General features: G+C 70.0%; 11 protein-coding genes and 2 pseudogenes. 7 read left to right on the top strand and 6 right to left on the bottom strand.

Annotated features, from left to right (window positions below):
• Nucleotides 1–542: 542 nt before the first annotated feature.
• Together ACGFMM_RS30850 and ACGFMM_RS30845 are read left to right on the top strand one after the other, a co-directional pair.
• On the top strand, nt 543–734 hold the full coding sequence (locus tag ACGFMM_RS30850; RefSeq protein ID WP_393649770.1) for a hypothetical protein: 192 nt from the start codon (nt 543–545) through the stop codon (nt 732–734).
• A gap of 18 nt (nt 735–752) precedes the next feature.
• Nucleotides 753–1,388 (top strand): annotated as a pseudogene (locus ACGFMM_RS30845) (transposase family protein); the annotation flags it as partial.
• 101 nt (nt 1,389–1,489) lie between these two features.
• Here ACGFMM_RS30845 and ACGFMM_RS30840 read toward each other — a convergent pair.
• Together ACGFMM_RS30840 and ACGFMM_RS30835 are read right to left on the bottom strand one after the other, a co-directional pair.
• Nucleotides 1,490–2,368, bottom strand: coding sequence for a YhjD/YihY/BrkB family envelope integrity protein (locus ACGFMM_RS30840; RefSeq protein ID WP_393649769.1), 879 nt, complete (start codon nt 2,366–2,368; stop codon nt 1,490–1,492).
• Between the two features lie 224 nt (nt 2,369–2,592).
• Nucleotides 2,593–3,405 carry a hypothetical protein gene (locus tag ACGFMM_RS30835; RefSeq protein ID WP_393649768.1) on the bottom strand — a complete coding sequence of 271 codons (813 nt, stop codon included), beginning with the start codon at nt 3,403–3,405 and terminating at the stop codon, nt 2,593–2,595.
• A 356-nt stretch (nt 3,406–3,761) separates the two neighbouring features.
• Here ACGFMM_RS30835 and ACGFMM_RS30830 point away from each other — a divergent pair, with 356 nt between their 5' ends.
• Nucleotides 3,762–4,895, top strand: coding sequence for a hypothetical protein (locus tag ACGFMM_RS30830; RefSeq protein ID WP_393649767.1), 1,134 nt, complete (start codon nt 3,762–3,764; stop codon nt 4,893–4,895).
• 31 nt (nt 4,896–4,926) lie between these two features.
• Here ACGFMM_RS30830 and ACGFMM_RS30825 read toward each other — a convergent pair whose 3' ends face one another.
• Nucleotides 4,927–5,397, bottom strand: coding sequence for a hemerythrin domain-containing protein (locus tag ACGFMM_RS30825; RefSeq protein ID WP_393649858.1), 471 nt, complete (start codon nt 5,395–5,397; stop codon nt 4,927–4,929).
• A gap of 213 nt (nt 5,398–5,610) precedes the next feature.
• Nucleotides 5,611–5,880: pseudogene (locus ACGFMM_RS30820) on the bottom strand (amidohydrolase family protein); the annotation flags it as partial.
• Between ACGFMM_RS30820 and ACGFMM_RS30815 the strand changes: the two are divergent.
• On the top strand, nt 5,875–6,411 hold the full coding sequence (locus tag ACGFMM_RS30815; RefSeq protein ID WP_393649766.1) for a hypothetical protein: 537 nt from the start codon (nt 5,875–5,877) through the stop codon (nt 6,409–6,411). The pseudogene ACGFMM_RS30820 and the gene ACGFMM_RS30815 overlap by 6 nt on opposite strands.
• 20 nt (nt 6,412–6,431) lie before the next feature.
• Here the strand turns inward: ACGFMM_RS30815 and ACGFMM_RS30810 are convergent, their stop codons facing one another.
• Nucleotides 6,432–7,010: a TetR/AcrR family transcriptional regulator gene (locus ACGFMM_RS30810; RefSeq protein WP_393649765.1), complete on the bottom strand. Its 579-nt coding sequence runs from the start codon at nt 7,008–7,010 to the stop codon at nt 6,432–6,434.
• A gap of 83 nt (nt 7,011–7,093) precedes the next feature.
• Here ACGFMM_RS30810 and ACGFMM_RS30805 point away from each other — a divergent pair, with 83 nt between their 5' ends.
• On the top strand, nt 7,094–8,251 hold the full coding sequence (locus tag ACGFMM_RS30805) for an FAD-dependent monooxygenase (protein ID WP_393649764.1): 1,158 nt from the start codon (nt 7,094–7,096) through the stop codon (nt 8,249–8,251).
• Between the two features lie 52 nt (nt 8,252–8,303).
• The gene (locus tag ACGFMM_RS30800) at nt 8,304–9,671 is read left to right on the top strand and encodes a pyridoxal phosphate-dependent decarboxylase family protein (protein ID WP_393649763.1); all 1,368 of its coding nucleotides are present in this window, start codon (nt 8,304–8,306) and stop codon (nt 9,669–9,671) included.
• A 54-nt stretch (nt 9,672–9,725) separates the two neighbouring features.
• Here ACGFMM_RS30800 and ACGFMM_RS30795 read toward each other — a convergent pair whose 3' ends face one another.
• Complete coding sequence (locus tag ACGFMM_RS30795; RefSeq protein WP_393649762.1) at nt 9,726–10,418, bottom strand: TetR/AcrR family transcriptional regulator; 693 nt, start codon at nt 10,416–10,418, stop codon at nt 9,726–9,728.
• A 175-nt stretch (nt 10,419–10,593) separates the two neighbouring features.
• Here ACGFMM_RS30795 and ACGFMM_RS30790 point away from each other — a divergent pair, with 175 nt between their 5' ends.
• The gene (locus tag ACGFMM_RS30790; protein ID WP_393649761.1) at nt 10,594–12,033 is read left to right on the top strand and encodes a M6 family metalloprotease domain-containing protein; all 1,440 of its coding nucleotides are present in this window, start codon (nt 10,594–10,596) and stop codon (nt 12,031–12,033) included.
• The last annotated feature ends 58 nt before the right edge of the window (nt 12,034–12,091 follow it).

Genomic DNA, 12,091 nt, shown 5'->3' with positions numbered 1-12,091 from the left:
CGTAGAAGCGGGAACAGCCGGGAGCCCGAGCCGAAAGGCAACACCGAGCCTTGACGATCGTCAGGGTTGACGGCTGCGGGCTGCCCTCCGTCGCAGCGCGTCGACCAGACGCACGCCCGGTCCAGCAAGGTGGGGGCCCGGCAGGCACGTTGTACGGCGGGGGCGCCGGCCTATTCGCGACGAACTCGCACACCGGCGGCATCTACGGATGCAACCTCATCGCCCGCGCCTGGTCTCCGACGGGCGGCCCCGCCAAGACCTTCGCCGCGGACGGCGAGCACCTGTACGGCCTTCGCGGTCCCTCTGCCGGCGGCCTGAGCGACGGTCAGGCGACGGGGTACCGTCAAGCGAGCCCTGGCACGGCGCGACTTCTCAGGCTTGCCCGGGTGACAAATTACCGTGCTGTAGCCTCGGACTCCCCTGGCATGCCCATGATCGAGGAGTCCGGATTGTTCGGGTGGTTTCGGCGGAGGCCGAGAGCAGCAAGGCCGCGGCGGGAGATACGGCCGCAGCGAGCAGATCTTCCATCGTGGATGCGGCCGTTGCCTGAGCGCGCCCGGACGCTGCCCGTGCCTGTCGAGGCTCAGAATGAGGCCCTCAAGCACATGCGGGCCGAGCGGCAGATCCAGGCAGTCAAGGTGATCCGGGCGGCCACGGGCTACGGGCTTGAGGACGCGGTGGACGTAGCGGTCGCCTTGCTGGACGGGATCGAGGTTCCGGAGCCTCGCGCCTAAAGCGTGTTGCAGAACGGCCTGCCGCTGGCGGACCGGGTCCTGCTGGTGGCTGTCTACTACCGGACGAACCTCACCATGCGTCAGCTCGCGCCGCTGTTCGGCTGCTCGCCGGCGACGGTGTGCCGGGTCATCCAGCGCCTGCGGCCGTTGCCGGCCATCGAGCCGGCCTCCCGTCGTGTCGATGCGGTCGAGCGGCTGTGGATCGTGGACGGCACCCTGGTCCCGGTCCGTGACCGGAAGGTCGGCGCCTCATCGCGCAACTACCGGTTCTCCGCGAACGTGCAGGTCATCATCGACGCCGACACGAAACTCGTAGTGGCTGCTGCCCGGCCGGTGCCGGGGAACACCGCCGATGCCAGGGCGTGGCGGGACTCCGGCCTGGCCGAGCAGTGTGTAGGCGTGACCGTGCTGGGCGACGGCGCATACATCAATACCGGTCTCGTGGTCCCACACCGCAAACGCCCTGGGCGGGCGCTGCTGCCCGGCGAGGAAGAAGACAACGCCGAGCACCGGAGGGTGAGGGCCCGCGTCGAGCACGCCTTCGCCCGCATGAAGCACTACAAGATTCTCCGCGACTGCCGACAGCGCGGCAACGGCCTCCACCACGCAGTCCAAGCCGTCGCACACATGCACAACCTCGCCCTCGCGACGTGATCAGACAGGCCGTAACCCCGCTCTGACCTGCCTGTTCACGACCTTCTGCAACACGCTTTAGGAACAGCCGGGCGCGCCGCGTGCCGCCGTCGTCCGGCCGGTCACGGTCTTCGCCTCAGCTTGCCCACGGCGGCCCGGAACGACAGGCCGTGCTCCGTCCACACCAGGCCGAGCGCCGCCCCCAGGACCAGCACCACACCTATGGCGATGAAGAACGACATCAAGGCGAACACGGTCCCGATCGCCCCGTACCTCTGGTTGTAGCTGACGATCAAGTCGGAGAAGATCGCCGAGAACACTGCGATCATGCCCACCCAGCACACGCTCGTGGCGACCGCACACGGCAACAACCTGCGCCAGGTGATCCCTCCCCCGAGCAGGAACCACATCGACAGCCAGAAGAAGCCGGTGCTCAGCACGAGATGCATGATCCAGAACAGGGCCGGCTGACTCTCGCGCACCCCCGACCCCGCCGCGGAGACCGCGAACAGCGCGCCCACGACCAGGGCCAGCCAGACGAGCGCGCGCACCGTGTCCGGCACGGCCCGGGCGCTGACGTCGAAGACCCTTTGGTACAGCTGCTGGACCGCCTTCGCCCCGGCCAGCCCGGCCAGGACGAAGAAGACCCACGCCGTTCCGGTCACCGCTCCGGAAATGGCAGACGATGACGCGAACAGCTCGCCGACGTCCGCTGCGGCCTGCTCGCTGAGCCCCATACGGTGCGACAGCGTCGCCGCCGCCGACGCCCCGGCCAGCGCGGTCACGATCAAGAAGAACGGCACCGCGCACAACAGCAGCGTGGCTGCCAGCACCATGGCCTGGCTGATGAAGTCCACCGCCCCCAACCGCCGCCACAGGGAATCGGCCCACGACCCGGTGTACTTCCCTCTCCCCCACTCGGCCGCCCGCCGCGCATGCCCGGATGACTGTGCCGGCTGATCAATTTGGTTGCTCTTTGAACCTTTGCTCGACGAATTCATGGTCTTCTCCCGGCGGCGTTCACCTGGAAGTCGGCGATCGGCGGGGCGTCCCCTACCTCGATCGTCCCTCGCACCTGCCGGCGGCGCAGGGCCGGCCGGCCCCCTCGCCCCGGGGCGTTCCGTGGGGAAGACGTTCGGCCGTGCCAAACTGCCGCGCCTCGGCAAACGGGCGACCGTGATCAGACGGGACGCAGCCGTCGGAGTACGAGCTGGGCGGTGGGGTCTCAGAGCGTCGAGCGCTCGGTGATCCAGGCGCGGCCGGCTGCTGCGGCGCGGGCTCGGTAGGTCTGGAGCCGGGGGGAGCCTTGGTCGGCTCGGCTGGTCCAGTAGGCGGTCAGTGAGGTGGCGAAGGCTGTGACGGCGGCGGGGTCTGCCTGCTGGTAGGCGGGAATCCGGGCGGCCCATTTCTCGGCGTCGGGCGCGGTGTGCCCGGCGAGGATGAGCTGGGGTACCAGGAAGGCGGTGTCGATCCAGGCCGGTCCCCGATGGGGCCATGCCCAGTCGATGACCCGGGTTTTGCCGTCTTCGGCGATCAGAAGGTTGTCCGCGCGCAGGTCGCAGTGGAGCAGGGTGTCGCCGGCGAACTGTTCGGCGGCGGCTCCCTGCAGGATGGCGCTGGTGGTGATGTGCGGGGCGTCGGGGAGCGGGCAGGGCGTCAGCGGCTCGTGGAGGCGGCTGAGGGTTTCGCTGACCAGCTGCAGGTCCGCGGAACCGGGGGCCAGGTCGGGGTGGCGTCCGACGATGAAGTCGAAGGCCAGCGTCACCCAGCCGTCGGCTTCGAACGAGGCGAGCAGACGCGGGCCGATGCCGGTGGGCAGGACCTCGTTGGCGGAGGCTTCCACGCGGTACATGTCCGCCGCGCCGGAGTCGGACGGGATCGCCTTGACGAACACGGCACCGTTGCGGGTGGGCATCCGGACTCGGACGCCGGGAGTGAATCCGCCGATGACGGGAACGGCGGAGCCCGTCGGCCGGACGAGGCCGTCCAGCCGGGCGCGGACGGCGGGAGGCAGGTCGTCCCAGGTCTGGGTGGTCACGCGGGTCTCTCCAGGTGTTCTCGTCATGGCCGACGTGGACGACCAGGCCCTCGCTACGACGGCGTACGACGGCGTACACGTGACGGCTGAGGTGGTGGCCGAGCAACGGCTCACCGGTTGGCCTGTCTGGTGAGGAGAGTAGAGCGTCCAGGGTCTGGTGGAGATCGAGTTTCGGCTTGCCGACCTTGCTCGGGGACGGCGGGCGGAGCTTGTATGTGATCGAACGACGCTCGCTTGCTCGCTCCTCCGGAGTCGTCTCGATCTTCGACTTGAACTCCTTGTGCCGGTCTCGGTGGCGGAGTCCTCCAACAATTCTCCTTGCATGTAGGGCCATTGCCTTCACTACGCTGGCGGGCATGATCACGTCGTCGAGCCCCCGCCTGACCCTGCAAGTCGCCCGGACGCTCCAGAACATGCTCCACACGGAGATCGGGCCCGGGCTCACCGAGCGGGAACTCGACGCGGTCGAGGCTCGGTTCGGCTTCCGCTTCGCGGCCGACCACCGGGTCTTCCTCTCCGCCGGCCTGCCGCACGGCTCCTCGCAGTGGCCCGACTGGCGCCACGGCGACCCCGAGGACCTGGCCGAGCAGTTGGCGTGGCCGGTGGAGGGTGCGCTCTTCGACGTGGAGCACAACGGGTTCTGGCATCCCGCCTGGCCTTCGAAGCCGACGGAGACCTCGGAGGCTCTGCGGGTCGCGCGCTCGGAGCTGGCGACCGTACCGCAGTTGGTTCCGGTCTACGGACACCGGTACCTGCCCGGTACGGCGGGCGAGTCCGGGCACCCTGTCCTGTCCGTCTGGCAGACGGACATCATCCTTTACTCGAACGACCTCATCGACTACGTCCACGATGAATTCGCCGGCCATCCGAGCAGCCGCCTCGCCCACGCGACCGTCGACTTCTGGTCGTACTTCGTCGAGGGTGGTTCGCACTTCGACGCCATCGCGCCCACGCCGTTCACGCCGTACGCCCTGAGCGCGCCGGAGGCCGTCGAGTGCCTCCGGATGCTGGCCCTCGAGCGCCTGATCGGCCGGCGGCACCACCCCGAGCAGCTCATCGACGCCGGCCTCACGGCCCTGGTCCTCGACGTCGAGACAGAGTCCCTGCCCCTCCTCGCCGGACTGACGCGCGCCGAGCGCGAGCAGGCCGACGCCCTGTTCGACCAGGTACTGACCGAACTCGGCCTGCTCAAGTACCTCCCGGCCGACGCCTCCGACCTCCCCTGGGAAGCAGCCCGCTGGGAGCTCGTCCGCTGGTGGCTGAGGCTGATCGTGAACGGAAGCCTGTCCCCCGGCTCCGGCGGGGACCTGATCGCCCACGAAGGCTGGGCCGCACTCACCCGGCCGCAGAAGCTCGGGCCTCTGGTCGAGAGGACCGACGCCTACAACACGTGGGCGGCGACCCGGCGCGGCGACCGGGGACAACTGGCGGACGCCATCGTCGAGGAGGCCCGACGCCTGCTCGCCGGGCCCTGGCCGCCGCTGGACTGACCTCACCGGCAAACACTGCGCTCGCCCGGGGTCATAGCGGGCCCAGCACCTCTCGAGGTTCGGCTTCCAGCTCAAGTGCCTCCAGCACAGTGAGCAGTTGCCGTTCCTCGTAGCGGAAGTGGCTCTCCATGATCGCGGCGATGCCTTCGAGGTGGCGATCGAGCTCCTCGGGTGGCGCAGCCCGTTCGACGGCGGTGCGGAGGCTGCCGAGCAGGTGGGCGATCATCGAGTGATCCTGCTCCAGCGCGCGCAGCACCGGGCGCAGCTCTGGGTGCGCGGCTGCGATGGCCGGGAACAGGGTGCGGTCTTCGCCCTGGTGGTGGGCGTCGAGGGCCGCGCAGAACCCGTGGCAGTACAGCAGGAGTTCACGGGTGGCCGCCTCGCCGGGGGTGCCGTCGGCGAGGGACTCACGGGTGACGGACAGTGCTTCCCGCAGGCGATGGTGCACACGGCGGAGTTCTTGGCTCCAGGCGACGAGCCTGGTCGTCTCGCGCTCAGTCACGCGAGAGCGAAGGGTGGTGCGACGAGAACATCGTCGGCCTCCTTCGGTTCGGCGCCTCCATGCCTGACACGGTCTGTCACCGGCACGCGACGCTTTCCCCACACTACCGCGCCTGTTGCCCCGTTGACACCCTCCGCCGACCCTCGCGCCGCGGTGCGCGTCAGGGGATCGTACGGAAGGACGGGGGGAAGGGTCGTGCATGACCGTGCGTCCGTTGATGACGACGGTACGGACGTTGGCTCCTGAGCAGTTCATGAGCAGGGTGCGGATGGGGTCGTCCACCGGGCCGGTGCGGGGATCGGTCAGGTCGACCACGATGAGGGCGGCCGCTGTGCCCGGTGCCAGGCGGCCCAGGTCCTCGCGGCCCAAGGCGCGGGCGCCGCCCAGCGTGGCCGCGCGGAAGTAGTCGGTTGTCTCGTGTAGTCCTCGGCGGGATTGTGCAACACGCCGTGGCCGGTCGCGGCTCAGGCTGCGATCATGCACGGCATGCTGTCGCTGAAGATGAACGAGGCCGCGGTACAGGCGCTGGGAGTACTGACCGGGCCGGCGGCCATGGCACCGCCCGGCGGGCTCGCACCCGGGCTGCGGGATCAGCTCGCCAGCGGAATCAGCCGCCGAGGTGACGTGCTCACCTGGGCCGACTCCGTCGGTAAGGCCGAGAACGCGCCCTCGTTCTTCAACGACCTCACCGCCTGGGAGTGTTCCGACAGTTCCTTCCATCTGGAGGACCACGCTCCCGTGCCTGTCCCCCTCGTCGATCACACGCCGCAGATCGCGGAGGACGACCAGCGGACTCTGCTCGTCCACGGCGTCGCGTTCGCCATGGAGTTCGGCCGGCTCGTTCACGGGCTCGACCGGCCTGTTCCCGTACGCTGCATCGTCGCCGCGAACGAGACCAACGCGACGTTCAGGTTCCACCAGATCCGTCCTGGCGAGTTCTGGAACCATCCGGACCTCGACCGCTACGCGTCGGAGAAGTTGATTGTGATCGACTTCGAACCCGCTGCCGCCTGAGACGGACGCTGTCGCCCCGTTCAAGCAGAACCGCCCGGCTCCTCACGCAGGGCGGCGGCGGCCAGGCCTTCGAGGGCCTCGCGCGGTACGCCGCCGCCGCTCACCAGTCGGTCGAAGACCAGCCCGTCGATGCAGGTCAGCAGGGTGTGCGTGCGGTTCTCGACGTCTGCGACGCCGTGCGCGGCGAGGAACAGCCGGACGGCCTCGCGGCCGGCGTTCTCGCGCGGTACGAGGATCTCGCGTAGCTCCGGGTCGCGCACGCTCTCGACGGTGCAGGCGTAGCGGGCGAGCGAGCGGCGCCGGCCCTCGCCGGTGAGCCGCTGTCGGGCGAGCAGCGCCATGCCGTCCACCAGGTCCTCGACGGTGCGCAGGGGCGGCAGCTCCTCGGGCACCGACTGCAGTTCCGCCTGGTCGAGTTGGACGAGGCGGGTGACGAGTGCGGTGAGCAGCGCGGCTCGGGTGCGGAAGTAGGCCGAGGTCGTGCCGGGTGGCATGGCGGCTCTGCGGTCGACCGCGCGGTGGGTCAGGCCGCGGATGCCTTCGTCGGCGAGTACGTCGATAGCCGAGTCCGCGAGGAGGGTGCGTCGATCCGAAGCCATGCTCCTTTCTACACCTGTTTCTACACCTGTAGAAACTCGGATAGGATCACCTTCTACAGATGTAGAAGAATGGGGGCTTCGGTATGGGCAGGACGGCAGTGGTGGTCGGAGGGGGCATCGGCGGGCTGGCCGCCGCGATCGGCCTGCGCCGCGTCGGATGGGACGTGACCGTGGTCGAGCGCGCGTCCACGCTGGAGGACGCCGGGGCGGGCATCTCACTCGCCGCCAACGGCCTGCACGCCCTCGACGAACTCGGTGTCGGCGAGGCGGTACGGGCGGCCTCGCGAGGCCAGTACAGCGGCGGCACGCGGACGCCGCAGGGCGGCTGGCTGGCCCGGATGGACGGCTCGGCGCTGGAGAAGGCCGTGGGCACGCCGATCATGGGCATCCCCCGCTCCACCTTGCACCGACTGCTCCGCGACTCCCTGCCTTCCGGATCCCTGCTGGTCGGCTCGGAGGCGACCTCGGTGGAGCAGACCGGCCCGGGAACGGTTCAAGTCGGCTGCGGAGACACGGTCCTGAACGCCGATCTGGTGGTGGCGGCCGACGGAATCCGCAGCAAGGTCCGCAGCCGTCTCTTCCCGGACCATCCAGGCCCGGTCTACAGCGGCTCGACGGTGCTGCGCGCCATCACCGAGCACGCGGTCGACGCGCGCGCCGACTTCGAGCTGACCTGGGGCCGCGGCGCGGAGTTCGGGCACATCGCCTTCCTGGACGGGCGGGCCGAGTGGCACGCCGTCCTCAACCTCCCCGCCGGAACGCGATTCGCCGACCCGCTCGACGAACTGCACCGACGGTTCCATGACTGGCACGACCCGATCCCCGCCCTGCTCGATGCGACCATGCCCGCCGCCGTGCTGCACCACGACGTGAACGAACTCCGCACACCGCTCCCCTCCTACGCGGTCGGCCGGATCGCTCTGCTCGGCGACGCCGCTCACGCGATGACCCCGAACCTCGGACAGGGCGCCTGCCAGGCGCTGGAGGACGCGGTCACCCTGGCTGCCGCGCTCGGCGCCGAGTCCACCGTCGAGTCCGCGCTCGCCCGCTACGACGCCGAGCGCCGGCCGCGCAGCCAGGCCGTCGCCCAGGCAGCCCGGCAGGCCGGGAGCATGGGCCAGCAGCTCTCCCACCCCGTGGCCGTCGCCCTGCGCAACACGGCGATGCGACTGACACCCTCGCGGACGGCCATGCGCATGATCCTTCGCCACCACGCCTGGGTCCCGCCACGGCTGAACTGATCCGGTTCGCCAGAGTTTGCGTGGCGTCGGTGACGGGCTCATAGTCCGAGGTATGGACGCGCGCGAGACGGCGCTCCGACAGGCCCACGACCATGCCGTCCGATGGCTGGCCAGCCTGCCCGACCGTCGGGTTCCCGCCCGCGCCTCGGTCGACGAGATCGTACGCGCGCTCGGCAGCGAACTGCCCGACGCCCCCAGCGCACCCGCCGACGTCGTGGACCTCCTGGCCACAGCCTGTGAGCCGGGGCTCACGGCGTTCCCCGGCGGCCGTTTCTACGGGTTCGTGGTCGGCGGCGCCGAACCGGCCGCGCTGGCCGCCGACTGGCTGGTCAGCGCCTGGGACCAGAACTGCGTCATGCGGACCGTCACACCCGCGTACACGGCGGCGGAGGAGATCGCCGGTGACTGGGTGCTCGATCTGCTCGGTCTGCCGAGCGACAGCTCCGTGGGCTTCACCACGGGTGCGACGATGGCGAACTTCACGTGTCTCGCCGCGGCCCGTGACGAGGTGCTGCGGCGCAGCGGCCGGAACGTCGCCCGCGACGGCCTCACCGGCGGCCCGAAGGTACGCGTAGTCGCCGGCGAGGCCCGCCACATGGCCATCGACCTGGCGCTTCGCTACCTCGGGCTCGGCCGGCCCGAACTTGTAGCGGCCGACGGCCAAGGGCGCATCGATTCCGAAGCCCTGCGGCGCACGCTCGCCGCAGGCGGGCCGGGCCCCACGATCGTCGTCCTCCAGGCCGGCGACATCCACTCGGGCGCCTTCGATCCCTTCGTCGAGACCATCCGCGCCGCGCGCGAGGCGGACGCATGGGTCCACGTCGACGGCGCCTTCGGACTCTGGGCGGCCGCCTCACCCCGGTACGCCCATCTCGCCGAGGGCTGCGCAGCCGCCGACTCCTGGGCGACGGACGCCCACAAGACCCTGAACGTCCCGTACGACTGCGGCCTCGCGATCGTCCGCGACCCATCGGCAGTCCGGGCGGCCATGGGCGCCCGCGGCGACTACCTCATCCAGCACGAACACGGCGACCCCATCGACAAGGTTCCCGAACTCTCGCGACGCGGCAGGGCCTTCACCGTCTGGGCCGCACTCAGGTCCCTCGGCCGATCAGGCGTGACCGACCTCGTCGACCGGCTGTGCCGGCACGCCGCCGCGTTCGCCGCCGGCATCGCCGAGATCGACGGCGCGACCGTGCTCAACGAGGTGGCATTCACACAGGTCTGCGCCGAGTTCGGCAGCGACGCACGCACGGACCGGGTCCTCACCCGGCTCCTCGACGACGGCACGGCCTGGATCAGCGGATCCACCTGGCACGGCCGGCGCGTCATGCGCATCTCGGTGAGCAATTGGTCGACCACCGACGAAGACGTCAGGCGCACCCTCGGCGCGATCCGGCGGGCGGCTGCCGAGACCTGACACGAGGACGCCGGCCCCAGGCACATCGGGCCGTGTCGGGCGCTCGCGGGCGGGTCAGAAGTAGCGGCTGAGGATCGCGTCGAGACCCGCGGTCAGCTGCTCCTCGCCGCCGCGGGCGGCCAGCGCGGGGCCGATCGACCGCAGACGGGGGAACTCCTTGACCGGGAGGCGGTGCAGACCGAACCGGAACGCCGGATCGGACTCGTCGGGATTGTCCACGACTTCGCGCAGTTCGATGACGATGTAGCCGAGCACCCACGAGACGAACGCCCGGTAGATCTTCAGCGTGGTCTCCTCGTCCAGACCGGCCGTGTCCAGGAGGGCGAGCAGGCGTTCGTGGGCGCGCAGCACCGCCGGAGGCCGCCGCGTCAGGGGCACGGCGAAGGGCCGCGTGGCCACGAGCGGAACGACGTGGGGGTGGGCGACGGCCACCCGGTACATCGCCTGCGCTATGCACAACAGCGTCTCGCGCCACAGCAGCGCGGCGTCGCCGTGCGGGCCGGGCGACGGGTGCGGGGAGGGCGGCGTGGCGGCACCCAGCATCTCCTCCACCTCGATGAACAGGTTCTCGACCAGGCCGTCGAGAAGATCGTCCTTGCTGGGCGTGTAGCGGTAGATCGCCATGGTCTCCACACCGAGCTCGTCGGCCACCCGGCGCATGCTCAGGCTGCCGAGCCCCTCGTGGTCCACCACGTGGAGCGCCGCTTCCAGCACGAGCTCGCGGCTGAGCCGACTACGGGCGGCCATGGCCGCACCTCCCTGGGTCCCGGCGCGGGCCGGCCTGCGCTTGACTGCGATAGGGGACGGGTGGAGCCTGTACATGTACAGCATAAACGGACGATGTACGTATACGTGCACAAACGTCCTCAGCGTCGTGGTTCGACACGATGCCCGTGATCATCCGAGTAGAAGAGTGGTCGCGATGCGACACACGAACACACTCCCCCGGCGACACCAGCAGACCTGCACCGGGCCCTGCCCGGTCCCGATGTCCCCCGACGCACTGGCCCAGCTCTATGCCGACTACCTGGACCTGGTGGCATCGCGCCGGCTGCCGGACGGCACCACGTTCGAGGAGTACTACTACGCATGGCGCTCCGGCCGGCGGGGCGAGAGGCTGGTCGGCCTCGACGACGGCGCCGTACGAGCCGAGCAGGTCGCGGGACGGCGCCTGATCACACGGCCCGACAAGCAGCTCAAGGGGATCGTCCGCACTCTCGTGCTCCTGATCGACTTTCCCGACAAGCCGCATGATCCGGACCACCGCCCGGGCCACTACGAACAGCTGCTGTTCAGTACGAACTCCCTGCCGACCGGCAGCATGCGCGAGTTCTACCGCACGGTCAGCGGCTTCCAGTCGCTGGGCGAGGGCGGCATCGACGTCCAGGGCGAGGTCCACGGCTGGTTCCGGCTTCCGAAGCCGCTCTCGTTCTACACCGACGGCAACTCCGGCATGAACGGGTTCCCCCGCAACGCGCAGGGCATGGCCCGGGACGCGGTGAAGCTGGCCAGGGACGAGGGTGTGGACTTCACGCCCTTCGACGCGCTGGACGAGAACATGGTCACGGCGCTGTTCCTCTGCCACGCGGGACCCGGAGCCGAGAAGACCAAGAGCGGCGACGACATCTGGAGCCTCAAGTGGGGCGTCCCGGGAGGCGTCCAGGTCGGCCCGAACCTGACCGTGGAGACGTTCCTCACCGTGCCCGAGGACTGCGCCATGGGCGTCTGCGCGCATGAGTGGGGCCATCTGGCGGGGCGCTGGGACGACTACTACGACACCGGCGAGCTGCGGGCGACCACGTCCAACGGCCTCGGCAACTACTGCCTGATGGCCTCCGGCTCGTGGGGCAACTCCGGGCTCACACCGGTGTTCCCCAACGGCATGCTGCGGATGTTCCACGGCTGGGCCACACCGAAGCGCATCAGGAGGACCACGAAGGACGTGGTGCTGACGCCGGCCGCGGAGGGCGGCGACCTGCTCTTCATCCAGAACGAGGACAGGATGTCGGAGATGCAGTACATCCTCGTCGAGTACCGGCGGCGCCGGCGGCAGGACGCCTTCCTGCCGGACGAGGGCATCTCCGTGTACTCGGTCGACGAGGCCATCCCCGATGTGAACGACGAGGACCGCCTCGCGATCGAACTGCTGCAGGCCGACGGCAGGCGCGATCTGGGCGCGATCTTCGACCGGGGCAACCGGGGAGATTCCAATGACCTGTATCCCTCCCTGGGGAACAGGATCGTCGGCGAGACGACGACCCCGGCGCTCGACCTGCCCGATGGCACGTGGTCCGGCGTCACCCTTGAGTTCGACGGCAACCCTGGCGACGACGAGATGGCCGTCGACATCCACATGGCGTGAGTCCCGACGACCGGCCGACCGGCCGGAACTCCCTCACGACCGGAACTCCCTCACGAAG

Origin of the sequence: Streptomyces sp. NPDC048604 (genome assembly GCF_043199435.1) — a bacterium.
Lineage (GTDB): Bacteria > Actinomycetota > Actinomycetes > Streptomycetales > Streptomycetaceae > Streptomyces.
Note: the sequence above shows the minus strand (reverse complement) of the source record. Positions and strands in the feature narration are given on the sequence as shown.